The organism is Streptomyces sp. NPDC014727, from assembly GCF_043083485.1.
In the GTDB taxonomy this organism is placed as follows: domain Bacteria; phylum Actinomycetota; class Actinomycetes; order Streptomycetales; family Streptomycetaceae; genus Streptomyces.
Window position 1 is genome coordinate 47668 of sequence record NZ_JBIBYR010000006.1, and the last position, 24370, is coordinate 72037.

The 24370-nt window shown below is 69.6% G+C and carries 24 protein-coding genes; 12 read left to right on the forward strand and 12 right to left on the reverse strand.

All coding sequences use genetic code 11. The features are described from left to right. Positions 1 to 28 precede the first annotated feature (28 nt). The 8 genes from ACF1B9_RS12140 to ACF1B9_RS12175 all read left to right on the forward strand — a co-directional run bounded on the left by ACF1B9_RS12140 (position 29) and on the right by ACF1B9_RS12175 (position 5666). On the forward strand, positions 29 to 1594 hold the full coding sequence (locus tag ACF1B9_RS12140) for a PucR family transcriptional regulator (protein ID WP_391744418.1): 1566 nt from the start codon (positions 29 to 31) through the stop codon (positions 1592 to 1594). Then, positions 1591 to 2457, forward strand: coding sequence for a GNAT family N-acetyltransferase (locus ACF1B9_RS12145; protein WP_391744416.1), 867 nt, complete (start codon positions 1591 to 1593; stop codon positions 2455 to 2457). The genes ACF1B9_RS12140 and ACF1B9_RS12145 overlap by 4 nt, the downstream gene beginning before the upstream one ends. Then, the gene (gene menC / locus ACF1B9_RS12150) at positions 2454 to 3563 is read left to right on the forward strand and encodes an o-succinylbenzoate synthase (protein ID WP_391744415.1); all 1110 of its coding nucleotides are present in this window, start codon (positions 2454 to 2456) and stop codon (positions 3561 to 3563) included. Before ACF1B9_RS12145 ends, menC begins: the two co-directional genes overlap by 4 nt. Before the next feature lie 57 nt (positions 3564 to 3620). Next, positions 3621 to 3776, forward strand: a complete 156-nt coding sequence (locus ACF1B9_RS12155; RefSeq protein ID WP_391744414.1) for a hypothetical protein — start codon at positions 3621 to 3623, stop codon at positions 3774 to 3776. Positions 3777 to 3959: 183 nt separating this feature from the next. Then, entirely contained in the window at positions 3960 to 4388 is a 429-nt protein-coding gene (locus ACF1B9_RS12160) for a TetR family transcriptional regulator C-terminal domain-containing protein (protein WP_391744412.1), read from the forward strand. A 115-nt stretch (positions 4389 to 4503) separates the two neighbouring features. Next, a complete protein-coding gene (locus ACF1B9_RS12165; RefSeq protein WP_391744410.1) occupies positions 4504 to 4689 on the forward strand; it encodes a hypothetical protein in 186 nt (61 codons plus the stop codon). Positions 4690 to 4847: 158 nt separating this feature from the next. Beyond that, the gene (locus ACF1B9_RS12170; protein ID WP_391744408.1) at positions 4848 to 5429 is read left to right on the forward strand and encodes a hypothetical protein; all 582 of its coding nucleotides are present in this window, start codon (positions 4848 to 4850) and stop codon (positions 5427 to 5429) included. Positions 5430 to 5519: 90 nt separating this feature from the next. Continuing rightward, entirely contained in the window at positions 5520 to 5666 is a 147-nt protein-coding gene (locus ACF1B9_RS12175; protein ID WP_391744407.1) for an integrase, read from the forward strand. Between the two features lie 159 nt (positions 5667 to 5825). On the opposite strand, the gene ACF1B9_RS12180 is transcribed toward ACF1B9_RS12175, so the two are convergent. The 8 genes from ACF1B9_RS12180 to ACF1B9_RS12215 form a co-directional block, all read right to left on the reverse strand. Further along, the gene (locus ACF1B9_RS12180; RefSeq protein WP_391744405.1) at positions 5826 to 7349 is read right to left on the reverse strand and encodes an aldehyde dehydrogenase family protein; all 1524 of its coding nucleotides are present in this window, start codon (positions 7347 to 7349) and stop codon (positions 5826 to 5828) included. A gap of 97 nt (positions 7350 to 7446) precedes the next feature. Continuing rightward, positions 7447 to 8697 (reverse strand): GAF domain-containing protein, encoded by a 1251-nt coding sequence (locus ACF1B9_RS12185; RefSeq protein WP_391744404.1) that lies wholly within the window; start codon positions 8695 to 8697, stop codon positions 7447 to 7449. A gap of 105 nt (positions 8698 to 8802) precedes the next feature. Then, complete coding sequence (locus tag ACF1B9_RS12190; protein ID WP_391744402.1) at positions 8803 to 9396, reverse strand: N-acetylmuramoyl-L-alanine amidase; 594 nt, start codon at positions 9394 to 9396, stop codon at positions 8803 to 8805. A gap of 46 nt (positions 9397 to 9442) precedes the next feature. Beyond that, entirely contained in the window at positions 9443 to 10459 is a 1017-nt protein-coding gene (locus ACF1B9_RS12195; RefSeq protein ID WP_391744400.1) for an acetamidase/formamidase family protein, read from the reverse strand. Beyond that, the gene (locus tag ACF1B9_RS12200; RefSeq protein WP_391744399.1) at positions 10456 to 11943 is read right to left on the reverse strand and encodes an APC family permease; all 1488 of its coding nucleotides are present in this window, start codon (positions 11941 to 11943) and stop codon (positions 10456 to 10458) included. Before ACF1B9_RS12200 ends, ACF1B9_RS12195 begins: the two co-directional genes overlap by 4 nt. Positions 11944 to 12148: 205 nt before the next feature. Next, positions 12149 to 13498, reverse strand: a complete 1350-nt coding sequence (locus ACF1B9_RS12205) for an esterase-like activity of phytase family protein (protein ID WP_391744397.1) — start codon at positions 13496 to 13498, stop codon at positions 12149 to 12151. Between the two features lie 180 nt (positions 13499 to 13678). Beyond that, positions 13679 to 15115 carry an SWF or SNF family helicase gene (locus ACF1B9_RS12210; RefSeq protein ID WP_391744395.1) on the reverse strand — a complete coding sequence of 479 codons (1437 nt, stop codon included), beginning with the start codon at positions 15113 to 15115 and terminating at the stop codon, positions 13679 to 13681. Then, complete coding sequence (locus ACF1B9_RS12215) at positions 15112 to 17994, reverse strand: DEAD/DEAH box helicase (RefSeq protein ID WP_391744394.1); 2883 nt, start codon at positions 17992 to 17994, stop codon at positions 15112 to 15114. Before ACF1B9_RS12215 ends, ACF1B9_RS12210 begins: the two co-directional genes overlap by 4 nt. Positions 17995 to 18289: 295 nt before the next feature. On the opposite strand from ACF1B9_RS12215, the gene ACF1B9_RS12220 reads away from it, so the two are divergent. From ACF1B9_RS12220 to ACF1B9_RS12230, 3 genes are all read left to right on the forward strand, one after another. Continuing rightward, positions 18290 to 19369 carry a fatty acid desaturase family protein gene (locus tag ACF1B9_RS12220; RefSeq protein WP_391744393.1) on the forward strand — a complete coding sequence of 360 codons (1080 nt, stop codon included), beginning with the start codon at positions 18290 to 18292 and terminating at the stop codon, positions 19367 to 19369. An 85-nt stretch (positions 19370 to 19454) separates the two neighbouring features. Then, positions 19455 to 19637 carry a hypothetical protein gene (locus ACF1B9_RS12225; RefSeq protein WP_351082883.1) on the forward strand — a complete coding sequence of 61 codons (183 nt, stop codon included), beginning with the start codon at positions 19455 to 19457 and terminating at the stop codon, positions 19635 to 19637. A gap of 20 nt (positions 19638 to 19657) precedes the next feature. Beyond that, complete coding sequence (locus ACF1B9_RS12230) at positions 19658 to 20200, forward strand: MOSC domain-containing protein (RefSeq protein WP_391744392.1); 543 nt, start codon at positions 19658 to 19660, stop codon at positions 20198 to 20200. A 150-nt stretch (positions 20201 to 20350) separates the two neighbouring features. Here the strand turns inward: ACF1B9_RS12230 and ACF1B9_RS12235 are convergent, their stop codons facing one another. Together ACF1B9_RS12235 and ACF1B9_RS12240 are read right to left on the reverse strand one after the other, a co-directional pair. After that, positions 20351 to 21505 carry a hypothetical protein gene (locus ACF1B9_RS12235; RefSeq protein WP_391744391.1) on the reverse strand — a complete coding sequence of 385 codons (1155 nt, stop codon included), beginning with the start codon at positions 21503 to 21505 and terminating at the stop codon, positions 20351 to 20353. Positions 21506 to 21618: 113 nt separating this feature from the next. Beyond that, the gene (locus ACF1B9_RS12240; RefSeq protein ID WP_391744390.1) at positions 21619 to 21927 is read right to left on the reverse strand and encodes a hypothetical protein; all 309 of its coding nucleotides are present in this window, start codon (positions 21925 to 21927) and stop codon (positions 21619 to 21621) included. Between the two features lie 104 nt (positions 21928 to 22031). On the opposite strand from ACF1B9_RS12240, the gene ACF1B9_RS12245 reads away from it, so the two are divergent. Beyond that, positions 22032 to 22934, forward strand: coding sequence for an oxygenase MpaB family protein (locus ACF1B9_RS12245; protein WP_391744389.1), 903 nt, complete (start codon positions 22032 to 22034; stop codon positions 22932 to 22934). A 24-nt stretch (positions 22935 to 22958) separates the two neighbouring features. Here ACF1B9_RS12245 and ACF1B9_RS12250 read toward each other — a convergent pair whose 3' ends face one another. Together ACF1B9_RS12250 and ACF1B9_RS12255 are read right to left on the reverse strand one after the other, a co-directional pair. Further along, positions 22959 to 23558: a class I SAM-dependent methyltransferase gene (locus ACF1B9_RS12250; protein ID WP_391744387.1), complete on the reverse strand. Its 600-nt coding sequence runs from the start codon at positions 23556 to 23558 to the stop codon at positions 22959 to 22961. 224 nt (positions 23559 to 23782) lie between these two features. Continuing rightward, positions 23783 to 24358: a TerD family protein gene (locus ACF1B9_RS12255; protein ID WP_391744386.1), complete on the reverse strand. Its 576-nt coding sequence runs from the start codon at positions 24356 to 24358 to the stop codon at positions 23783 to 23785. Positions 24359 to 24370 lie beyond the last annotated feature (12 nt).

A 24370-nucleotide genomic window follows, 5' to 3' on the forward strand; every position in this document is an offset into this window, starting at 1 on the left:
CGCCCCGGGAGGGATCACGCTCGGGGTCGTGCTCGACAGCCTGGGAACCGACGTCGTACGGCCGCTCGCGCTGCCACAAGGCCGGGCGGTCGCCGTCGGTGCGCCCACGATCCATGACATCGACGCCCCCGCGACAGGGCTGACCGATGCGATCGTACTGGTACCCGGCCGGCTGACCGCCGACGTACTGGAATGGGCTGCCAAGCAACACGCCACGGCGGTGGTCATGCGAGCCGGCACCACGGACACGGCAGCACTGACACAGGCTGCCGAGCGGACCGGGGTGGCGCTCCTGGAACGCAGTACCGAGATCTCCTGGGGACAGCTCTACACCTTGATCGACGCGCTGCGTGCGATCACGAGCCCGGTGTTCGAGCCGAACGGCCATCGATCCGTCGACTTGTTCGCCCTGGCCAACGACATAGCCGTGCGCGCCGGTGGCGCGGTGGCGATCGAGGATCTGTCCATGCGCGTGCTGGCCTACTCCACGGTCCCAGGTCAGTTGGTCGACGACCCGCGTCGCGACGGCATCCTCGGCCGCCGGGTGCCGGACCATCCGACCCACGCCGAGGAGTACGCCTCTGTCCTGCGGTCCGATACCGCGGTATGGAGCTACGAGCCGAAGGAGTACCGGCCGCGACTCGCCATCGCGATACGGGACGGTGGTGAGGCGTTGGGCACCATCTGGGTGCTACAGGGTGATGAACCATTGGCTGAGGGGGCGCCAGACGTCCTTGCCGAGGGTGCACGGCTGGCCGCGCCCCACCTGGCCCGGGTGAGCCTCGCGGCGGATGCCGAGCGTCGGCAACGGGTGGAGCGCCTGGGCTGGTTGTTCCGCGGCTTGGGAGCGACCCGGGAGCTCGCCGACTCGTTCGGGATGCGCTTCGATGCCCCGGCGACCGTGCTGGTGATCGGCCGCTCCAGTAACCCGGCCGATCACGCGCGAGGCGTGTCGCTGGATTCGGCCGCGGAGCACGTCGGCGACCTGCTGCGGATGGGACTCTCGGCGTACCGGCTGGGAGCCGCTGCGGGAGCGCTGGACGGTCAGGCTGTGGCAGTGGTCGATACCGCGTCCGACGCGCCCGTGATCCAGCTGATCGTTGCGACGGTGCTGGCTCGGGCGAGGGACACCCTGGGCGGCGGCTGGCGGGCCGGGATCAGCCGCACCCTTACCGGCCTTGCCGACATACCGACAGGGATGAGTCAGGCCAGGCAGGCGCTCAAGGTGGTGTGCGGACCGTTCGGCGAGGCGGAGATCGGACGGCACGACGAGCTGGCCGCCTCGATGTTCCTGCGCGACGTCTACGAGGCGCTCCGGTACCGCCCGGCCCTGGACGCGGAGCCGCTGTCGACGGTGCTCGACCACGACGCCCGGCACGGAACGGACTACGAGAAAACGCTGCGCTGCTGGATCGCCGAGCACTACGACGTGCCACGGGCCGCGGACGCCTTGACGTTGCACCCCAACACATTGCGGCACCGGTTGCGCCGGCTGGCCGAGCTGATCGACATCGACGATCCGGACCTGCGGCTGGCGCTGGCGCTGCAGCTGCGGCTACGGCTGCCGGACATCAGCACAAAGGAGGCAGAGTGAACTTGGGCCTGGACGCCAATGGTTCGGGGCGGTCCGCCAAGCAGACTCGTCGCATGGTCGAATTTCCATCCGCCGACGCGGAGCGGGTAGGCGTCCGGATCCAGTTGCTTCGGACCGTACCCGAACTTCAGCAGGCCGAGGCGTTGCTACGTGCCGTGTGGAACACCCCGGACACCGCCGAGCCACCACTGGCCCTGGACGTGATGTGCGCGCTCGCGCACACCGGCGGCTACGTCGCGGCGGCGTACCTCGGGACGGCGATGGTTGGCGTGACCGCCGGGTTCCGAACCGTCGGAGACAGCCTGCACTCGCACGTGGCCGGCGTGGTACCGGGAATGCATGGGCGTGGGATCGGCGCGGCGATGAAGTCGCACCAGCGGGAGTGGGCTGCCGAGGCGGGCCTGTCGTCGATCTCGTGGACGTACGATCCGATGATCCGCCGCAACGCCTACTTCAACCTGCACAGGCTCGGGGCGGTCGCGGAGGCGTACCTGCCCGACTTCTACGGGCCGTTGGACGACGGCATCAACGACGGCGGCGACTCCGACCGGCTGTTCGTCAGTTGGCCGGTGCAGGCGATGTCGCATGCACCGGAACCGTTGCCGAGCCTGGCCGCCGCGGTGCCCGTACTCGAGCCGGACGGCAACGAAGAGCCAGTACTGCGCGCCGCGACCGGCGGCGTGCTGCGTTGTGCCACCCCGGTGGATGCGGAGTCCTTGCGGCAAAGGGATCCAGCCTGCGCCCGGCGCTGGCGGTCCGCGATGCGCGAGGCGCTCGGTGGCGCCTTGGAGAACGGTTATCGGATCGACGGGTTCGACCGGTCGGGCTGGTACATCCTGCAACGAAAGGAAGTGTCGAAATGAAGCTGCAGCAGGTGGAGTTGCGTGAGGTGGCCCTGCCCTTGGTCGCGCCGTTCCGGACCTCACTGGGCACCCAGGAACACCGGAACTCGTTGCTGGTCAAGGTGACCACGGTCGACGGAGCCGTCGGCTGGGGCGAGTGTGTGGCCGACGACGATCCGACGTACAGCGCGGAGTACCTGTCCGGGGCCCGGGAGGTGTTGCGTGGGTTCCTGCTGCCCCGGTTGTTCTCGGCACCCGAGCTGACCGCCGCGCTGGTGCCCGAGTTGCTCCGGCCGATCAGGGGGAATCCGATGGCCAAGTCGGCGGTCGAGTCGGCAGTGCTGGACGCCGAACTGCAGACCGCCGGCATCAGCCTCGCCCAGTACTTCGGGGCGACGCGGACCGAGCTCGCAGTCGGAGTGTCAGTCGGCATCATGGACACCGTCGACGAGCTGATCAGTGCCGTCGACGGCTATCTCAGCGCGGGCTACGCCCGGGTCAAGCTGAAGATCGAACCAGGCTGGGACATCGAGCCGCTGCGAGCGGTGCGGGAGACGTTCGGCCCGGAGATCCCCTTGCAGGTGGACGCCAATACCGCCTACAGCCCGGCGGATCTGCCCCACCTGCGGCGGCTCGACGACTACGGGCTGACGCTGATCGAGCAGCCGTTCGCCCCGGACGACCTGCTCTCGCACACCCGGCTGGCAGCCCGGATGGACACCCCGATCTGCCTGGACGAGTCGATCACCTCGGCACGGGACGCGGCCACCGCCATCCGGCAGGAGGCGTGCTCGATCGTGAACATCAAGCCCGGCCGGGTCGGCGGGTACCTGGAGGCCCGCCGGATCCACGACCTGTGCCTGGCCAACGGCGTACCGGTGTGGTGCGGCGGCATGCTGGAGACCGGGCTGGGCCGGGCAGCCAACCTGGCGCTGGCCGCACTCCCGGGCTTCACCCTGCCCGGCGACATCTCGGCCACGGCCCGCTACTACACCCGCGACATCACTGCCCCCTTCGTCCTTCGCGACGGCCACCTGACCGTCCCCACCGGCCCAGGAATCGGCATCGTCCCCGACCCCGACGCCCTACAAGCCGCCACCACCTCCACAGAACTCCTCAGTGCCTGACCAGCCGTAGGACCTCAGGCACCGCGGCGCGGTGCCTGAGCCGGGCAGCATCCTCTCGTGTCCAAGCGAACACCGCTGTACGCCGTCCAACAAGGACTCGGGGCCTCGTTCGCAGATTTCGCGGGCTGGTCGATGCCGGTGCGCTATTCGTCCGACATCGCCGAGCACACTGCGGTCCGGACCGTTGCCGGCGTCTTTGAAGCTTCCCCGTGATCGTGGACACCTGAAGACTGGGATCTTGAGGTTCCAGAGGAAGTAGCACCAGGTGGGAAGCAAGTACACAAAGCGGCACACCGAGGAGTTCAAGCGGGACGCGAACGTCAGCGTCCCGTTGGTCTCCCGTGCGCCGGCCTTGAGGGTAAGGAGACCCTCTTCCAGAAGGTCGTCGAACGCTATATGGCCGGTCCCGGGGCCTATATGCGGGCCGCCCTCGATCAGCGGACGGCCGAGGCGCTGGCGCGCACGTTCCTGCATTCCGCCGTGGAGGCCGTCGCAGGCGACCACACCCCGCACGGCTGCCTGGTCACACAGAGTGCGCTTGCTGTTAACCCTCGCTCGGTCTCGGTGCAGAAGTACCTCACCGGGCTCCGGGAGAGCGGAGTGAAGTCCCTGACCGACCGGCTCCAGTCCTTCTCCGACGCCGGCAGTCTGCCTTCCGACTCCGATCCCTCGGCCCTCGCACGGCTCCTGGTCACCGTCGTCCAAGGACTCGCCGTCCAGGCAGCTTCGGGCGCGCCGCGCGAGGAGCTGCACACGGTCGCCGACCAGATGATGCTGTGGTGGCCGCGTCGAGCGGACAGTTGCACTGACCCGCAGGGTTGTTGACGCGCTGGCGGGCGGGTCTTTGTCGAGTGCGGTGTGACAGCGGTGGTGGTTGCTGGCGTGGAGGAAGCTGCCCGGGCCGTGGTTCGCTCGTTGTTGGAGGTGTAGGGCCGTAGGTGTGTGCGAGGGCAGGGCCAGCAGCTGCGCGAACCCCTGCCCCCTGCACGTGCTCGGCATCGGCCTGGACGGCGACCTGATCGGCATGGTCCGGCTCCGCACCACTGACACAACCGGCTACCTCGCCCACATCCTGCGCGAGGGCGCCTGGGTCGTGGCCACGCGACCGTCGCAGCGTGCCTGCTGATGGCCGGCACCAGTAGCCGGCGCCCGACGGTCCGACCGGCCTTCGTTGAGCCAGGGTCCGTGTACCGTGCGCCTCGCGTACTGAGACGCGCGCTGTACTCGTGGGCCTTCAACAAGAATGCCTGGAACGCGGATGCCCGAAAGGAGTGGCAGGCCGCATTGGACTGGCTGCAGCGCCACTCGCTGCCTGTCAGCGAGTTGGAGGAGCCGGACGTACTGCGGCGGGGGCTCGACGCCTTGTGCCGGAAGGCCGACAGGGCGGCTGCTGCCGCGAAGACCGTGAACCGAAAGAAGGCTGCGGTCAACGAGGTGTTCGGAGTAGCCGTCGAGCGCGGATACTTCGCTCGGAACCCGCTGAACGGCCTTCGCCGGACGGCACCGGAAGTCGCTGACGAAGTCGATCCCGACTGCGTGCCGAACCCGGCTCAGGTCGCCCGACTGCTTGCCGCAGTCAAGGCCCTACCGGGTCGGGGCCCTCACCTGTACGCCTTCTTCGGCTGCATGTACTGCGCCGCCATGCGTCCGGCGGAGGTCATCCACCTGCAGAAATCTCAGTGCCGCCGGCCACCGAGCGGCTGGGGACTTCTGAACCTGAAGGGTGGAGTGGTGACTGCAGGTAAGGAGTGGACGGATCACGGCGCTGTCCATGAGATCCACTCCCTGAAACGGCGAGCAGACAAGGCCACGCGGCCGGTTCCTATCCCACCAGTGCTCGTCCGCATGTTGCGCGAGCACATATGACGAGCACGCCCTTGAGTTGGCGAAGCGCCCCTATGACCTGCGCCACGCCGGCATCTCGTTCTGGTTGGCCTCCGGAGTCGACCCCGCCGAGTGCGCGCGCCGAGCCGGACAAGCATTCAGGTCCTCTTCCGCTACTACGCCAAGTTCCTGGCCGAGGCGCGGAACCCTGCGAACCGGCTGATCGAGGAGTCCATGCAGCGGTGGGAGACGCCGACCGGTGACGCGGAGGGTGGCTGAGCGGACCTTGGCCCGGAAATGCCCCGGAACAGCTGGTCAGAGCTGGGATACCGGTGGGAGGTATCGGGAGTAAGGGCGCGTATCGCCTTACCATTTGGCCGTGCGCTGTGGAGGGCGCCTGACGGTTATCTTGCCTGGTCAGGCGCCCTTTTTCTGTGTCTAGAAGAAGCCCAGCTTCTTCGGCGAGTACGACACCAGGAGGTTCTTCGTCTGCTGATAGTGCTCCAGCATCATCTTGTGGTTCTCCCGGCCGATTCCCGACTGCTTGTAGCCACCGAAGGCGGCGTGGGCCGGGTACGCGTGGTAGCAGTTCGTCCAGACCCTGCCTGCCTGGATAGCACGGCCGGCCCGGTACGCGGTGTTGATGTCGCGAGTCCACACGCCCGCGCCGAGCCCGTAGAGCGTGTCGTTCGCCGTTCTGATCGCGTCGTCGAAGTCCGAGAAGGATGTGACCGCCACGACCGGCCCGAAGATCTCCTCCTGGAAGACCCGCATCCGGTTGTCGCCCTCGAAGATGGTCGGCTGGACGTAGTAGCCGCCCGCCAGATCCCCGTCGTACTCGATCCGCTGACCGCCCGTGAGGACCTTCGCCCCCTCCTGCTGGCCGATGTCCAGGTACGAGAGGATCTTCTGCAACTGGTCGTTGGAGGCCTGTGCGCCGATCATCGTGTCCGTGTCCAGCGGGTGCCCCGGCGCGATCTTCTCGGTGCGTGCGATGCCCGCCTCCAGGAATTCGCTGTAGTGGCCGCGCTGGACCAGTGCGCGTGACGGGCAGGTGCAGACTTCGCCCTGGTTGAGGGCGAACATGGTGAAGCCTTCGAGGGCCTTGTCGCGGAAGTCGTCGTCCGCGTTCCACACGTCGTCGAAGAAGATGTTCGGCGACTTGCCGCCCAGTTCGAGCGTCACAGGCTTGATGTTCTCGGAGGCGTACTGCATGATCAGCCGCCCGGTCGTGGTCTCACCTGTGAAGGCGATCTTCGCGACGCGCGGGCTGGAGGCGAGTGGTTTGCCTGCCTCAGCGCCGAAGCCGTTGACGATGTTGACGACACCGGGCGGCAGGAGGTCGGCCACCAGCTTCAGCCATACGTGGATGGAGGCCGGAGTCTGTTCGGCCGGCTTGAGGACCACCGCGTTGCCGGCGGCGAGCGCCGGCGCCAGCTTCCAGGTCGCCATGAGGATGGGGAAGTTCCACGGGATGATCTGTGCGACGACGCCCAGCGGCTCGTGGAAGTGATAGGCGACCGTGTCGTCGTCGAGTTCGCTGAGCGACCCCTCCTGGGCGCGGAGCGCACCGGCGAAGTAGCGGAAGTGGTCGATGGCCAGGGGGATGTCGGCGGCCAGGGTCTCCCGCACCGGCTTGCCGTTGTCCCAGCTCTCCGCGACCGCCAGCTCCTCCAGGTGCGCCTCCATCCGGTCGGCGATCCTGTTCAGGACCGAGGCACGGTCTCCTGCCGCGGTGGCTCCCCAGGCGGGGGCCGCCGCATGGGCCGCGTCCAGGGCCCGTTCGACATCCTCGGCACTGCCACGGGCGATCTCGGTGAAGGGCCGGCCGTTGACGGGGCTGGGGTTCTCGAAGTACTGGCCACGGGCGGGCGGGACGTAGGCGCCGCCGATCCAGTGGTCGTAGCGGGACTCGTACGTGACGATGGCGCCCTCGGTGCCCGGCGCAGCGTATCGGGTCATCTCTGTGGCCTTCCGGATCCGTGCCGTCCGCCCTTGGACGGCCCTCGGCGTGACGATAGACGGCGCAACGTTGCAACCCCGTTGCGGAGAAACGCGGCTATCGCTGCTCGGCGTCCAGTGCTCGCGCCCTGGCGAGGAGCGCGGGACGCTGTCCTGCAGGTACGGCCGCCGCGAGCGCCCGCCAGGCCTGGAGGTCGTCCTCGCCCCAAGGACTGTACGCCCAGTCGGCCAGCAGGCCCGGGTCGGCGCGCGCGATCAGTGCCGCCCGCAGTTGTCCGTCGAGCCGGCCCCGCAGACGGACGACCGAGGGCGCCTGCGAGCCCGGCAGCAGCGGGCCCGTGTAGGCGCTGAGCGCCGCCGCGACCGCGCCGGACGCCAGCCTGCGCGCCACCATGTCGAAATCGGCGTCGACCGGGGCGGCGAGACGGTAGGGGCGGGAGGGCAGCAGCTCGGGGCCGAGCAGCCGCCGCAGCCGGGAGAGCTCGGCCCGCAGGGTCACCGGAGTCACCGACGAGTCCTCGTACAACTCGACGAGGAGTTCGTCGCCACCCAGGCCCTCGGGATGGCGGGCCAGCGTCACCAGAATCTCACTGTGCCGTCTGCTGAGCCGGAACCTGCGGCCTCCCGCGACGAGCAGTGCCTCCTCCCGCCCGAGCGCACTGAGCTGGACGGTCCCGCCGTCGGGCGGGCGCGTCCGCAGTGCGAGTTGCGATTCGGCGGCGCGTGCCACCGCCTGCACGAACGCCAGGCTGTGCGGATGTGCCAGCCGGTTCCCACCGGTGATGTCCACGGCGCCCAGGACCCGCCCCGTGTGCGGGTCGTGGAGCGGTGCTGCCGCGCAGGTCCACTGCTGGACCGGTCGCAGGAAGTGCTCGGCGGCGAAGACCTGTACCGGCCGGTCCACGGCAATGGCCGTACCCGGTGCGTTCGTCCCGGCCACGGACTCGGCCCAGCAGGCGCCCTCCACGAAGTTCATCCGGTCCGCGGCCTGACGGGTCGACGCATGCCCTTCGACCCACAGCAGTCTGCCGTGCGCGTCGCACACCGCGAGGAGGTGTTCCCCGTCCATCGCGTACGCGCTCATCAGCTCACGGATCACCGGCATTGCGGGGGCCAGGGGATGCCCGTCCCGGTACGGCCCGAGATCGTCCGTGCCCAGCTCGACCAGGGCGACGCCGTCCGGGCTGACCCGTGCCCGTGCCGAGCGCCGCCACGACTCGCCGACCACCGGTCGCACCGGCCGCTCCAGTCGTCCGGCAGTGGTGAACACCTCGTGTGCGTACCGCAGTTGACCGAGCCGTTCACCGGGGTCCGTGTCAGCTGCCAGGGCCACCCAGGGGTCCGTCAACTCACTCTCCCGTCCAGGGGTGTCGTGCCCATCCCATCGTGGCCGCATTCGACGCCTGCGACAACCGGGGTGCGGAGAGTGAGCGGACGTGGCGGCGAAGACGCGTCAGCCGGCGGAGTACAGATTGACGAGCCGGATGTAGCGCACCCAGTCCCAGTTCGGGCCGGGATCCGTGTGGTCGGTGCCCGGGACCTGGACATGACCGAGAATGTGCGCGCGGTCCTTGGGGATGTTGTAGCGGTTGCAGACCGAGGCGGTCAGCAGCGCCGACTTCTCGTACATGGCGTTGGTGAAGTAGGAGGGCTGGTCCACCCAGCCCTCGTGCTCGATCCCGATGCTGCGCGTGTTGTAGTCCCAGTTGCCCGCATGCCAGGCGATGTTCTGCTCCCGGACGCACTGGGCGACATAGCCGTCCGCCGAGCGCACCACATAGTGCGCGGACACCTGTTTCGCCGGATTCTGGAAGATCCCGATCGTGTTCGAAAAGGTTTCCTGGGTGACATGGATGATCACATACTGGACCGGATAGGCCGAAGGGCGGCTCGACGCCGTGTAGTTGGACGTCGATGCGGGGGTCCAGTGCGCGAGCGGATAGTCCGTGTCGCCCGCGGCCGTGGCGGCCGCGGCGCGGGCGGAGGCCGGGATCAGCGCGGCGGCCGCCGTCACCGCGGCGCCCTGAAGAATCCTTCTGCGATGCATGAACACTCCTGTGCGTGGGGGGAGGGACAAGGGCCGGGTGGTGTGGTCACGGGCTGGACAGCAGTGTCGCCGTCTCCCGCAGATGGCGGTGGAGTCCGCGATGGGGGTCACCCGCGGGCAGCCACTCCTTGCGGATCTTGGCCACACATGTGTAGTTGGTGTCGCACACATTGGCCAACGGTGCCTCGCCGGCCTGGCTGACCAGCTGATACGCGTCGAGTTCGGAGAGGCCGTAGTCGCGCGCCAGCCACTGCACGAGGTCCAACTGCGAGATCCGGAAGGCGTCTTCGAGAGGGCGGGCGGAACCGGTCGACATCAGATGGGTGTCGGACTCGATGCGCGGCCACGGAGTCGTGACGCCCTTGAGCAGTTCGACGAGCACCACCGTGTTCATCGCACACTCTACGGCGACCCCGCAGGTCTCGCCCTCACCCTGACGGGCGTGTCCGTCGCCGAGGCTCAGCAGCGCCCCTTCCACATTGACGCCCAGGTAGCAGGTGACGCCCGCCCTCATCTCCGGGGTGTCCATGTTGCCGCCGTGCGCGTCGGGCACCAAGGCGGACCGTACCTCCAGATTCGCCGGCGCCACCCCGACCGTGCCGTGCATCGGATCCATCGGCAGCTCCACCTGGACGGCACTGTCCCGGGCACTGAACAGACAGGTGCGGCGTGCCCGGTCGAGCTGCCACATCCACACCACCTCGGGCAGCGGATCCTGCAGCGACGCGGTGGTGTGCGTGGAGGTGAGCGCCCCGAACAGCGGAACGGTCGTCGAGGCGGCCCAGTCCCTGGCCGGTTCGACGGACACGAAATGCACCGCGACGGTGTCACCGGGCTCCGCACCCACCACATGGAAAGGACCCGTCTGCGGGTTGAGAAAGGGGAACTCGCAGACTTCGGAGACCAGGTCCTTCTCGGAACGCACCCGTCCCGCGAAGCAGTCCTCGGTGTACACGTCGAGGAACGTCCCCGGCTCGATGCGGGCGACCGGGGCCACTCCACCGAAGGTCCAGGCGTACTCGCCCTGCTTGGGGCGGACGGTCAGGATTCGGGGGTCGTTCATCGCTGTACCGCTCCTGTCTCGGTTTCCCCGGCCGACTCCGGGGCGTCGTCAAGATGGATCCGTCCGGTCTGTGCCACCCGCTCCGGATGTCTGCGCAGCAGCACCACCAGCACAACGATTCCGATCAGCATCCAGACACCGACGACGGGACCGGCGTACGAGACCGGCGCACTCAGCTCGGAGATGAAGTCGAAGGCGGGGATTCCGGCGGCTGTCAGCAGCGCGGGCACGAACGCCGCTGTGCCCAGCACGGGAAAGAGCAGATGGAGTACGGGATTGAACCTGTCCCGCCGCCGTCGCAGGAAGTACCCGGCGCAGGACAGGTTCACGACGATGTACACACCGATGATCACCGTGACGATCACAGTGGCCAGCAGCACAAAGGCCGTCACCGGGTCGTAGACGAACCCCAGTCCGAGCGTCGCGCCCACCGCGATCACGAACTGCACGCCCACGCCGGTGACGGGGGAGCGGCGGCGGGGGTGCAGCTGTGCGAACGCCCGCGGGAAGACCCCGATGCGGCCCAGGGCGAACGCCGTCCGGGTCGAGACGGTGGCACAAGCATTTGCGTTGGCCACCGTCGAGTTGACCACGGCGAGGAAGAGCAGCACCCAGAACAACCCGAACGAGGCGCGTGCCACGCCTTCCCAGGACGCCGCTCCCGAAGCCCCGAATCCGGCGAACCTGTCGGGCCCGAAGTACACGGACATCGCATAGGTGGTGAGGACGTACACCAGGCCGATGGAGAATGCCGCACCGAGCACCGCGCGCCGCATGGTGCGCCGCGGGTTCTTCGTCTCCTCGGCGAGCGGTGCCGCGGCCTCGAATCCGGCGAAGGCCAGCACGGTGTAGACCGATCCCGCGAAGATCCCGCTGATGCCGTCGAAGCCGTCCGCGGTGTACGAAGTGCCGAACACCGAGAGCGTGTTGTCCGAGCCGGCCTGTCCGATGAGCAGGAGCGCGAAGGCGACGAAGACGAGCACCTCGAAGAGCCCGAGCACGGTTCCGAACCGGGCGGAGGCCCGTACGCCGAAGTACCCGGCGAGCGCGATGACCGCCGCGCCGAACAGCGACCAGGGCCACCACAGGTCCGCCGGGTAGGACGACCATTCCTGGTGCAGAGTGCCCGCTGTAGTGAAGCCGAGCTGGAGCAGGAGCAGTGCGGGGACCAGAGCCTCCACGAAGACGTAGCCCCAGCCGACGAGGAAGCCGATGGCGGGGTGCAAGCCTTGCGCGGAGTAGGTGGCGACCGAACCGGCGGCGGGCAGATGACGGGCCAGTTCCGCGACGCACGACGCGGTGAACAGACAGGCGATCAGCGCCACGACCACGGAAAGCGGCAGGCTCCCGCCCGCGAACGCGGCCCCGGAAGGAATGGAAGCGGCGATGGCTGCGGCGGGCGCCATCGCCGTGATGCTCTGGAAGAGGACCTCGCGCAACCCGACGGCATCACGTAACAGTCCGCTGCTCGAATCCCCCGACACCCTTGTGACTCCCTTTGTCCGATGACCGGAAGGCGTTGTCCGATGTACGGCTCAGCTTCTCGCGCGCCCTACCGTACGGGCGTCACGCGGGCGGCGGAAGACGGCAGGAGCCCGGAACCGGGTACACGGAACGGGAAGCCGGCGGAATGCACGGCGACGGGGGCACGGCGGAGCGCGTGCCCCCGTACCGCGGGCCGGAGCGTGGTCAGCCGTGCAGCGGGCGCGGCAGCTTCAGCAGCGTCACCGACGTGTCGATGCCGCTGTCGACCAGCCGGCCGTTCGCGTCGAAGGCCTCGGCGCCGTCGGTCATCCCGAAGTCGTTGTCGTTGATCAGGGCGAGCGTGTCCGGGCCCGTCACAGCCACGCCCTCGATCTTCCCCGGCACCCCCGTGATCCTGCCCAGGTCGACGACCAGGCTCTTGCGGAGCGTCGGCACGCCCGACGCGGAGGGGTCGGAGAGCTCCTCGTAAGAGGGTGACGTCGCCGGGTCGTCCCAGGCGGAGCCAAGGATTCCGGAGCCGGGGGGAAGCGTCACCCGGTGCAAGCGTGCCACCCTGTCCGTGCGCTCCTCGACCAGGAGTCCGTTGCGGCCGACCGCGACGACCGAGGAGATCTTCAGCTCGGAGGTGTCGTCCTCGCCGGGGTCCACGACATCGACCGGGTCGAACCGGTAGGCGTACTCCGCCGTGACCGCGCGCTTCTTCGTCGAGAAGCGCAGCAGCCGCACATTGCGCGACGACTCGCCCGCGTCCTGGTCGGGCAGCGAGAGCGGGCTCTGCACCGCCATCACCAGGTCACCGTCCGGCAGCAGGGCCAGCCCCTCGAAGCCGCGGTTGATCCTGCGGTTCAGGAGCACGCCGGGCAGCGCCTCCACCACCGGGTAGTCGGCGCCCGTCAGCCCGAGCCCCCGAGGGACGTAGCGTGTCAGCACCCTGCCGCGGGCCGAGACATGCACCAGGGAGGGGCCGTACTCGTCCACGAGCCAGAACGTGCCGTCGGCGGCCCGGACGATGCCTTCGGTGTCCAGACCGTTCGGGTCGTACGCGAGCGGCGTCTTCGCGTCGTACGTGTACGGAGCCTCGTCACGGCCCCGCTGGTTCGGCAGACCGGTGACGGAGGCGCCGGAGCGGGTGGTCAGCGCAATGGACCGCAGCACCTGGATGTGCTTGCCTTCGACTCGGATCCTGACGATCGCCGGGTCGAAGCCCGGGACCGGGAAGGTGCGCCGCTTCTTTCCGTCGATCTTGATCTGGCCGTTGGGGCCGCGGTCCGTCACCGTCCAGAACTCGCCCTTGCGGCCGGCCGGGTAGAGGTCACTGCCGATTCCGCCGAGCATCACACCGCGGTCGTCGGCGATCGTCCCGGGGAGCAGCCCGTTGCTGAATCCGGCGAGCGGAATGTCAGGGAGTACGGCGCTCCCGGTGACACGAGCGGTGGGTTCCGGACGATCGTGCCGGTCCGGCGCGCCCGTCGCCGTCCCCGCGGCACACACCGTTGCGAGCAGGGCGAGCGGCAGCCCGACGGCGAGCGGACGACGGACAACACGCTTGGACATGGGGCCTCCTGAGGCAGGAACAGCTCGGACGGCCGTCAGGTTCCGCCCTCCCCCTCAACGGTCGGTGACTTCGAGCTGAACGCCAGGGCGGAACACGGCGACGGGCGGGGGACGGGCGCCCCTGCCCGGCCGCCGCCCGACCCGGTATCGAGCGCCGAGTGGTCCTCGCGAGCGATGACCTCAGTCGTCCGTCACGCCCGAACCGCCCAGCGCCGCCGCAGGATCGTCGTCCGCCGGGCCTGCCGGAACCCAGCGCCCGCTCTCCGCGCGGTAGGGCCACCAGCGTCGGTCCCGCCCGAACCGGAGCTGCACACCCTCCTCCACGGCCGTCCATCGGTTGCCCGCTGAGGAGAACCGTGGCCGCTCACCCTCCTCCCACGCCTCGGCGAGCCGGGTCCGGGCCCCGGCCAGGGTCTCCGCATCCGGGATCCACTCCTCGTCGAGCACGGCGAGCGCGGCCGCCCCGCCATAGCGCCACGCACGCACCGCCGCATCGAGATCGGGGCGCGAGCGCCCCGATCCGGCGGCCAGCCTGGTGGCGATCCACGGCTCCGGCCCGGCGTCCGCGAGCAGACGTACGACGTCCTGTCGCGGCGTCAATTCCATCGGCAACGGCTGATGTTCATGGCCGGGGGAGAGCGCGTCCGCCAGCATCCGGCAGGCGCGCGCCGCGCTGTCCGCGACCAGCATCTCCAGGACCGCCGGTTCGACGCCGGGCTCCGGTCCGGACTCCGTGTCCAGCGACGGAGCGGGGCCCGGTTCCACCGGCAGCGGTGGAGGTGCGGGCAGCGGGGGCAGAATGTCCCGCGCGTCGAACGCCTCGTCCGCCCGTACGCCCCGGTCCTGCGCCCCTGCTTCCGGCACGCCGGATCCGTCGGAGGCGGCCGGACCCGACGGCGCCCGCCCCTCGGCGCGGTCCGTGATGCGCACCTGGAGTTCGTCCAGGAGCCGCCGCTCACCGCGCCCGCGCATGAGCAGCAGGACGAACGGATCCTGGTCCAGCAGCCGCGCGACCTGGTAGCACAGGGCGGCGGTGTGCGGGCAGTGGTCCCACGCCTCACAGGTGCACTCCGGGTCCAGATCGCCGATCCCCGGCAGCAGATCCACCCCGGCCGCCGCCGCGTCCTCCACCAGGTGGGTCGGCATCTCCCGGTCGAGGAGCGCCGCGATGTGCCCGGCCCGGGAGGCGGCCATGTCCAGGAACCGTTCCCAGTCCGCCTCGCTCAGCTCCTGCAGGAGCACGTCACCGCGGTACGTGGATGCGTCCCGGTCCCGGACGACAGCGGTGATCCGGCCGGGCCGCACGGTCACCGCGCCGACCCGTCCCTCGCGGGCGAACCTCCGTCCCTTCTTGAGCTGTTCGCCGTCCAGCGCGGTGTCCTCCAGGGCCTTCAGCCACGCCCGGCCCCACCACGACTCCGCGAAGCCGCGACCGCGCGCGGGCGGCAGCGCGGCGAACGTGCGCTCCTGCACAGGCGCCGGAGCGTCGCGCTGGTCCTCGGCGGCGGAAGCGGCCCTTCGACCGTCGAATCCGACATCGTCGTACCGGTCACCGTCGTCATCGGCATCGTCGTACGCGACGCGCTCGCATCCTCCGTCCTCGTATCCGTCACTCATCGTGTGCCACCTCGCAGCGTCACCAGATCGGCCAGTTCCGCATCCGTCAGTTCGGTCAGTGCCGTCTCGCCGGAGTTGAGCACCGCGTCCGCAAGCCCCTGTTTCCGGGCCAGCATGTCGGCGATACGGTCCTCGATGGTGCCCTCGGCGACGAGGCGGTGCACCTGCACCGGCTGGGTCTGCCCGATCCGGTACGCGCGGTCGGTGGCCTGTGCCTCCACCGCCGGGTTCCACCAGCGGTCGAAGTGCACGACATGGCCTGCCCGGGTGAGGTTGAGTCCGGTGCCGGCGGCTTTCAGCGACAGCAGGAAGACCGGGGCCTCGCCCGACTGGAAGCGGTTCACCATGGCCTCCCGCTCGGCGACCGGCGTACCGCCGTGCAGGAACTGCGTGCGAATCCCGCGCGCCGCGAGGTGCTGTTCGAGCAGCCGGGCCATCTGGACGTACTGGGTGAACACCAGCACACTCGCGTCCTCCGCCAGGATCGTGTCGAGCAGTTCGTCCAGGAGTTCCACCTTTCCCGAACGGTTCTCGATGCGCGGCTCCTGCTCCTTGAGGTACTGCGCCGGGTGGTTGCAGATCTGCTTGAGGGCCGTCAGCAGCTTCACGACGAGGCCCCGCCGCGCGAAGCCGTCGGCTTCGGAGATGGCGGTCAGGGTCTCCCGTACCACCGCTTCGTACAGGCCGGTCTGTTCCGCCGTCAGCGACACCGTGCGGTCCGTCTCGGTCTTCGGCGGCAGTTCGGGAGCGATGCCCGGATCCGACTTGCGCCGTCGCAGCAGGAAGGGCCGCACCAGAGAGGCGAGTCGCTCGGCCGCCGCCGGATCACCGCCCTCCGCGGTCCGCGCGTATCGGGTACGGAACGTGCCGAGCCGGCCCAGCAGACCGGGCGTCGTCCAGTCGAGGATCGCCCACAGCTCGGAGAGATTGTTCTCCACGGGGGTGCCGGTGAGGGCCACCCGTGCCCGCGCGCCGATCGTGCGCAACTGCCTGGCCGTCGCCGAGTACGGGTTCTTGACGTGCTGTGCCTCGTCGGCGACGACCATGCCCCACCGGATGTCGGCGAGTTTCGCCGAGTCGAGCCGCATCGTGCCGTACGTGGTGAGGACGAACTCGCCGTCCGCCAGGCCCGTGAGGCTGCGCGAACCGCCGTGGAAGCGGCGCACCGGCGTACCGGGCGCGAACATCTCGATCTCCCGCTGCCAGTTCCCCATGAGTGATGTCGGACAGACCACGAGCGTCGGCCCGGCGGCGGATTCGATGCTCTGGCGATGCAGATGCAGAGCGATCAGCGTGATGGTCTTGCCCAGCCCCATGTCGTCGGCCAGACAGCCGCCGAGGCCGAGCGACGTCATGGTGTGCAGCCAGTTCAGACCGCGCAGCTGATAGTCGCGCAGAGTGGCCGCGAGCGCCGACGGCTGACCGACCGTCTGTCCCGCGCTCCCTGGTCCGTCGGACTCGGGATCGGCCAGCCGGCGGCGCAACTGCTCCAGCCAGCCGGTGGCGCGCACATCGATCCTGCGGCCGTCGACCTCGGTGGATCCGGTCAGTACGGCACCGAGCGCATCGATCGGACTGACCTTGCGGTCCTCGGTCTCGCGGGCGCCCCGAGCTTCCTCGGGGTCGATCAGCACCCACTGGTCGCGCAGGCGCACCACCGGCCTGTTGGCTTCGGCCAGGCGGTCCAGCTCGGCGCGGCTGAGCTGCTGGTCACCGAGGGCGAACCACCAGTCGAACGTCAGCAGCGCATCGGCCGACAGGAGCGGCGGCGTATCCGATCCATTGCGCGTGAACGCCTCCTGCTCCGGGGCCTCCCCGCCCTCGGCCGGACCGACCACCGCCCGCGCGGTGAGCTTGCGGGCCAGTTCCCGCGGCCAGTGCACCTGGACCCCGGTCGCGGCGAGCGCCCGCCCGGCGTGACCGAGGAGGTCGGCGATCTCCTCGTCGGCCGGTTCGACGAAGTCGGGCACCGCGGCCGACAGCAGCGGAGACAGCGGTGGCCAGGCACGCGCGGCCCGGCGCAGCGCCAGCAGGGCATCCATCCGGGCGCGGGGGCCGAAGCCCGCAGTGGTCGGCGCGGTCCCCGCCCAAACCTCGGAGGCATCGGCGACCAGCGTCGGATCGCTGACGCTGTGGATCTGCAGAACAGCGCGAAAGGACGGCCGGGCGTCCTCGTCCGGCGCTGTCAGCCCCGACACCTCCACCCGCAGCGAGAGCCGGACACCGGCGTCGTGCCCGGCTGCGATGTCGGCGGCCCAGGCCCGCTGGTCGGGCAGATGCTGTGGCGCGTCGACGGCGAACGCCGAGCCGCCGGTGGCGAAGGCCGCGGCGGGGGTGCGGGGGAGCCCGTCCGCAACCGCGTCCAGGAACGCGCGCAGCAGCCGCTCGGGTTCGGGCAGCAGAATGGGCCGTGCGGTCCCGGCGAGCGGCACCGCGTGGGCCAGGGGCGGCATCGAGGCCGCCAGCGTACGGATCCGGGACTGATCGTCGGCGGTCAGCGGCCCGGCCCGCCAGGCATCGTGATCGGTGGCGGTCAGTCCGGGAAGCAGCAGGCCGCGGGCGGCGAGCTGGAGAGCGAGGAGCGCGGCGGCGCCCCAGAACGCCGCGGCGCCGGAGGCCTGCGCCGAAGTCCGGGCGCGCGTCAGTACGGGCAGCGCGTCGCGGACGGGAAGCAACAGTGCCGGCACGGCGTGGACCTGCGCGTCGGCGCCCACGACGGTCAACTCCTCCACGGAGCCGGGAGCGTCGGGTGGACTACTGCCGTCCGGATGCCAGAAGGCGATGCGGCCGGTACGGGAAGGGTCCGCGGGCAGGAAGACCACGGAGCAGGCGGAGAGTGCGGAGATCTCGAAGAGCGTTGCCGCAGGGAGCCTGTGCACAGCGATGCCGAATTCCTCAAATTTGACTAGTCGGGGTCGAGTCGCCGAGGGTGCTCCATCGACACGTGCGACCGTGGGCGCAATCTGTGTGATCCAGCTCACTTTCGAGTGTGTCGGTCGCCCCGCGAGACTGCCGGGCGCGACGGTGTGTCACACCCGGAGGTGGAGCCAGCACCCCCTTGGAGGGAGGGGGGCTTGCCCCCGCATGGTCCGGGTGGTGGCGCCATGGTCGCCGTGCCCCCGGTCGCCGTACGTTTCAACAGGTCAGCGCAGCTTTTCAGAGACCGGAGACCTCATGCCACAGGCCATAGCCACCGTTGTGGAAGGCACCCGTGACCGTGCGGGAACTGTTGTCAGTGCCCGCGGTACTGGAGCCACAGCGAGCCAGGGGAGCGACTTCGCGCCCCTCCTGCGGGCGGTCAAGGGGCAGGGACTTCTGGAACGGCGCACCGGCTGGTACACGGCGGGCATCGTCACCAATCTGGTCGCCCTGGGCGCCGTACTCGCCGGCATGTTCCTCCTCGGCAACACCTGGTGGACCCTACTGCTCGCGCTGCCACTGGCGATCTTCTGGTCCCGCACCGCGTTCGTCGGACACGACGCCGGACACGCCCAGATATCCGGCGATCGCAGGGCGAGCCGGGTCATCGGCCTGATCCACGCGAACCTGCTGCTCGGCATGAACGAAGCCTGGTGGAACGACAAGCACGTACGCCACCACGCCAATCCCAACCACATCGACAAAGACCCGGACGTCGGCGTCGGCGCCCTCGTCTGGACCCAGAAGCAGGCGGCCCAGCGCGAAGGATTCGCCCGCTGGCTGACCCGCAACCAGGCCCGGCTCTTCTTCCCGATGCTGCTCCTCGAAGGCATCGCGCTCAAGATCTCCGGCTTCCAGTACCTGCGGCGGCAGCCCGCCGGGGAGCGCGCCCTCTCGGCACTGCTCCTGGTCGCCCACCTCGGTCTCTACACGACCCTGCTGCTCACCGTCATGTCCCCGGGCAAGGCCGTCGTCTTCGCGCTGGTGCACCACGCGCTGTTCGGGCTCCACCTGGGCATGGCGTTCGCCCCGAACCACAAGGGTATGGAGATGCCCGACCCCGACGGCGATCGTTGGGGCCACCTCCAGCGCCAGGTCCTCACCTCGCGCAACGTACGCGGCGGCGTTCTCACCGACTGGTTCCTCGGCGGGCTCAACTACCAGATCGAGCACCACCTCTTCCCGAGCATGCCCCGCCCGCATCTGCGTCTGGCGCAGCCCATGGTGCGCGCGCACTGCGAGGCACTCGGCATGCCGTACGCGGAGACCGGACTGATCGAGTCCTACCGGCAGGCACTTCAGCACATGCACGAGGTCGGCGCACCTCTGAGGTGAGGACTGCCGTCCGGCTGGAACCGATGGGCGCGTACAGGCGTTCTCATGTCAGGAGCGGCCTCGGGCCGCGAAGGAGGCGTGGACGATGTCGAACAGCGCGAAGATTGCCATCGGGGGAGTCGTCGCGGCAGTCATCCTGATCCCGTTCATCGGATTCTGGCTGTCGCTGCTGGTCCTGGTCGGAGTTCCGGCGGTCGCCTATCTGATGCTGGATCCCGGCCAGCGGCGCAGGCTCCGCAGGATCACCCGCAAGGAAATAGGCCGCTGACGACGATGGGGGGCACCGGGATGAGCGGCACAGTGACGGTGGTGAGCAGGAACGAGGCCTATTCGTTCACCAAGCCGAACAGGCAGAGCGTCACGCTGCTGGCCGGGCTCGGTGTGGAGGGAGACGTGCACGCAGGGGTCACGGTCAAGCACCGGTCCCGGGTCGCACAGGATCCCACCCAGCCGAATCTGCGCCAGGTCCATCTCATACACGAGGAGCTGTTCGGCGACTTGCGGGCAGCCGGTTTCGAGGTGGCTCCTGGCGACCTCGGGGAGAACGTCACCACCAACGGTGTCGATCTCCTCGCGCTCCCCGTCGGCACCCTGCTGCACCTCGGCGACGAGGCGGTTGTCGAGGTCACCGGCCTGCGCAACCCCTGTCTGCAAATCGACAACTTCCAGGACGGGCTCCTCAAGCAGGTCGTCGGCCGTGACGAATCGGGCCGGGTCGTGCGCAAGGCCGGGATCATGGGCATCGTCACGGTCGGAGGGGTGGTCCGTCCGGGAGACCCGATCGAGGTCGAACTGCCCGAGGGCCCGCATCGGGCGCTCGAACGCGTTTAGGGCCTTTCGTTCGGATCAGGCCGGGCTCGCCCCGGCCTGATCCGAACGTAGAACCCCGGCCGGAGCACGGGTGAGGCGAGGCAGGTCGACTCGGCGCTCCGCTGTCCGCCGACAGCGGTCTGCCTCCTGCCGAGCGGGGCGGCCTCGCGCTCAGGTCGGTCGTACCGCGATCTCGTCCAGGGCCTTCAACAGGCCGGGCAGTTCCGTGCCTCGACCGACCGGCAGCACCTCGCCCGGTTCCTCGTCCAGCAGGACGAACGCGATGTCATCGGTTCTGGCGACCAGCGACCAGCCGGGGCCGTCGGCGCGCAGCATGCGGGTCTCACCGGTGGCGAAGGAGGACCGGACACGGCCCGGAGGCGGGGGGGTGTCCACATAGGCGTGTGCCTCCGCGAGCGCTCGCCGTACACCGGGATGCGCCCCCGAAAAGGAGCCCGGCGCGGGGCTCTCGGCCGTGGCGTCGGGGTGGCAGCTCCGGGCCTCGCCCTCGGCCGTGGCCCCGGCTCCGGTCCCCGCCTCGCCCTGGGCCCTTGCACCTGATCCGCCCGGGAGTCCGGCATGAGGCTCGACCTCGGCTCCGCCGTCGGTCCCGACCTCGATCGCGACCGCGCCCCCGTGCCCGCCCGGACCCTCGTCCTCGGTCCCGCTGACGGTTCCGGTTCGACCGTCGGCCTCACCGCCGGCGCCCTCCGCCTCGTCCTTCCCCGCAGTGGCGCGCACCCGCGAATCGTCGGCCGAGCCGCCTGCGCCGTCCGTGACTGCCGGCGTGGTGAAGGCCGTGTCGTCGTCGATCTGCTCGCGCCAGGCCGTCCACTGATGCGCTATCTCGTCCGCGCCCAAGCGCCTCTGGGCCGGGCCCCACGCATCCGTGTCGGGTGGAGCCAGCGGCGTGGGATCAATACCCTCGGCCGCCGGATCCGGCAACGGATCGTGCGGCGCGGCCACTCCCGGGGCCGCGACCCCCACAGCGAGGGGCCAGCCGGGCAGCGCACAGACCACCGAACGGTCGTCGGGAGAGAGGTCGTACTCCATTCCGCAGTCCCACGACGCGATGGCCACGGCGACCAACGACACGTCCTCGACGACGACGGTCCACCGCGCACCAACGCCGTCCTGTCCGAGGACCAGGCCGTATCCCTCGGCGTACGGTTCGAGGGCGAGCGCCGCACAGGCGGCCGGGTAGTCGTCACCGAGCACGCTCGGGAACTGTGCGGGTGTCAGCAGTACCGCGGTCAGCACATACAGTGCGTCGTCGTCGGCGACCGTGTCGCTCGTCCCGGTCACGGCACCCTCCTCGTCCGTCATGGTTGTCCGTCGGCGCACCTTAACGAGTCGGTAACCCACTCGTCGAGGCCCTGACAAGGGATGACACGACAGCGGATGACACGCGCCGCGGGGCCCGGCGGAGGGAGCGCTTTTCAGTCGGCGGGCAGGCCGAGCAGCGTACGGGCCACTGCCCGCGGCGACTCGTCGCGTTCACGGGCCAGGGCGATCACGGCACGGCAGGCCAGCTCGCTGACACCGAAGGAGAGCGCCTCGGGCGACACCCAGCCGCTCGCTTCGTCGGCCAGGGCCTGATCGTCGTCCACGGACGCCGAGACATAGGTGGCGGCAGCCTCGAACAGATTGCGCTGCTTGCGTCGCCCTTCATCGAGAGAGCGAGCCTGCCGCGTGTCCTTCCGGTCCGGGGAGACCACCTTCCGCAAGCTGCCGATGATGTCGATCACGGAGACCGCCTTTCCGAAAACCTCTGAGCGCATTGCGCCTGCCACCCACGGTGTTCCCCTTCGACGTAGGGTTGGACCTTCGACCGAGAAGAGGGGGCGGTGCGGTGAAGCGGTACGACCGGCTGAAGGAGATCCAGCGCCTCGATCCGGAAAGGGACTTCCTCCGCATCTACCGGATCACGGCAACCTACGAGTTTCCCTGGGACATCACCCGCGCTCTCGAACTGGCCCTGTACCGAACCTACGCCGTCCCCAGCATCGGACGACTCCTCGCGGAGACAGCAGAACTGACGGACCGTTCCCAAAAGCGCTACGACGACACCGCACTGCTCCTCGACGCGGTCGTGGAGCACGGTTTCGACAGTGACCCGGGACGCGCGGCCATCCGCCGGATCAATCAGATGCACCGCAGCTACGACATCAGCGACGACGATATGCGCTATGTGCTGTGCACCTTCGTCGTCACTCCGAAGAGATGGCTCGACGACTACGGATGGCGTCGGCTGTCCGACCATGAACTGCGGGCGTGCGCCGCCTACTACCGCACCCTGGGCGCTCATATGGGCATCAAGGACCTGCCTCGGACATACGAGGAATTCGAGTGCACCCTCGACTCCTACGAGGCGGAGCACTTCGGCTGGGACGAAGGCGGACGCCGCGTCTCCGACGCCACGCTGGACCTGATGAGCTCCTGGTATCCGCGCCCCCTGGCTTCCGTCGCGCGGAAGGCGGCCCTCGCACTTCTCGACGACTCGCTGCTGCGGGCATTCCGCTACGAACGTCCGAGCTCCGCGGCACGGGGCCTCACTCACGGCGCCCTGCGACTGAGAGCACGAGCCGTGCGACTACTGCCGCCGCGTGGAACCCCGCACTACGCCCGGCAGAACCCGGAGATCAAGGGCTATCCCGGCGGCTACAGGATCTCCGGGCTCGGTACGTTCCCCGCCCCGGGCATCCGAGGCTGTCCGGTCGCGCACAAGCGCGGCCCCGCTGACGCGGCCGAGTAGGCGTGGGAGAATCGAACCCGCAGGTCAGCGCGTTCGGACGGCCAGGGCGAGGAAGCGATGATCCTCATCGGTGTACGTGCCGAGCCGCCAGCCCGAACGTGCCAGCAACGGGCGGAGGTTGCGCTCGGCGCGCAGGTCGTCATCGGTGATCGGACGGCCGTGGCGCGCTGCCAGGGCGGCCCGCCCGATGGGGTGGAAGAGAGCCAGCCGCCCGCCCGGCCGAACCACCCGCGCCAATTCCGCCAGGTCCGGTCCTGGGTGCGACAGATGGGAGATGAGCCCGGCCGCGAACACCGCGTCGAGCGACCGCGACCGCAGGGGCAATCGGGCGACATCGGCGAGGATCAGTGCCGCGCTCCGGTCACGTCCGGCCCGTACCGCCGAGTCCAGCATTGCGGCGGTGAGGTCCATGCCCAGCACCGTGCCCTGCGCTCCCACGGCGGCGCGCAGCGCGGGCAGCGCCCTCCCCGTACCGCAGCCGGCGTCGAGCACGGCGTCACCCACCCTCAGCCCGAGGGCGTCGACCCCGGCGGCGTAGGCAGGCCCGTCGTCCGGGAACCGGGTGTCCCAGTCCGCCGCGCGGGCCGTGAAGAAGTCCTGGACGCGTGTGTGCTCATCGGTCATGCGGACATGATCGCGCAGTTGCCGTCGGGGCGAAACGGGCCGTGACGTCGGGCAGTGACCGTCGACCGGAGCGGCGCGGAGGCCGAGTACGAGAAGTACACCGCGGCGCGATGCGGTGCGGCGACACGAGGGCACGTACGCGGAACACGCAGGCCTCTCCCCCTGCCCCGCCGACGGGGACAAGGGGAGAGGCCGGCGCTCAGTGCCCGTGCAGGTCCACGGGGTCAGACATTGACCCCGTAGTCGGACGCGATACCGGCCAGGCCCGAGGCGTACCCCTGGCCGACCGCGCGGAACTTCCACTCCGCGCCATGCCGGTACAGCTCGCCGAAGACCATGGCAGTCTCGGTCGAGGCGTCCTCGCTGAGGTCGTAACGCGCCAGCTCGACGCCGTTCGCCCGGTTCACCACGCGGATGAACGCGTTGCGGACCTGGCCGAAGCTCTGCCCGCGGCTCTGTGCGTCGTGAATGGAGACCGGGAAGACGATCTTCGCGACGTTCGCCGGGACAGCCGCGAGATCCACATTGATGGACTCGTCGTCGCCCTCGCCCTCACCGGTCAGATTGTCCCCGGTGTGCTGCACCGAACCGTCCGGGCTCGCGAGGTTGTTGTAGAAGACGAAGTGCAGGTCGGAGAGTACCTTGCCGGTGTCCGAGCACAGCAGAGCACTCGCATCCAGGTCGTGATCCGCGCCCGTCGTCGTCCTCACGTCCCAGCCCAGGCCGACCGTCACCGCGGTCAGGCCGGGCGCCTCCTTCGACAAGGAGACGTTGCCGCCCTTGGCCAGGCTCACACCCATGAACTTCCTCCA

What these genes read in the sequence shown, in the direction of transcription:
- menC (WP_391744415.1), top strand. Translation starts at nt 2,454, where the DNA reads ATGAAGCTGCAGCAGGTGGAGTTGCGTGAGGTGGCCCTGCCCTTGGTC.
- ACF1B9_RS12160 (WP_391744412.1), top strand. Translation starts at nt 3,960, where the DNA reads ATGGCCGGTCCCGGGGCCTATATGCGGGCCGCCCTCGATCAGCGGACG.
- ACF1B9_RS12180 (WP_391744405.1), bottom strand. Translation starts at nt 7,349, where the DNA reads ATGACCCGATACGCTGCGCCGGGCACCGAGGGCGCCATCGTCACGTAC.
- ACF1B9_RS12190 (WP_391744402.1), bottom strand. Translation starts at nt 9,396, where the DNA reads ATGCATCGCAGAAGGATTCTTCAGGGCGCCGCGGTGACGGCGGCCGCC.
- ACF1B9_RS12195 (WP_391744400.1), bottom strand. Translation starts at nt 10,459, where the DNA reads ATGAACGACCCCCGAATCCTGACCGTCCGCCCCAAGCAGGGCGAGTAC.
- ACF1B9_RS12205 (WP_391744397.1), bottom strand. Translation starts at nt 13,498, where the DNA reads ATGTCCAAGCGTGTTGTCCGTCGTCCGCTCGCCGTCGGGCTGCCGCTC.
- ACF1B9_RS12210 (WP_391744395.1), bottom strand. Translation starts at nt 15,115, where the DNA reads ATGAGTGACGGATACGAGGACGGAGGATGCGAGCGCGTCGCGTACGAC.
- ACF1B9_RS12220 (WP_391744393.1), top strand. Translation starts at nt 18,290, where the DNA reads ATGCCACAGGCCATAGCCACCGTTGTGGAAGGCACCCGTGACCGTGCG.
- ACF1B9_RS12225 (WP_351082883.1), top strand. Translation starts at nt 19,455, where the DNA reads ATGTCGAACAGCGCGAAGATTGCCATCGGGGGAGTCGTCGCGGCAGTC.
- ACF1B9_RS12230 (WP_391744392.1), top strand. Translation starts at nt 19,658, where the DNA reads ATGAGCGGCACAGTGACGGTGGTGAGCAGGAACGAGGCCTATTCGTTC.
- ACF1B9_RS12235 (WP_391744391.1), bottom strand. Translation starts at nt 21,505, where the DNA reads ATGACGGACGAGGAGGGTGCCGTGACCGGGACGAGCGACACGGTCGCC.
- ACF1B9_RS12250 (WP_391744387.1), bottom strand. Translation starts at nt 23,558, where the DNA reads ATGACCGATGAGCACACACGCGTCCAGGACTTCTTCACGGCCCGCGCG.
- ACF1B9_RS12255 (WP_391744386.1), bottom strand. Translation starts at nt 24,358, where the DNA reads ATGGGTGTGAGCCTGGCCAAGGGCGGCAACGTCTCCTTGTCGAAGGAG.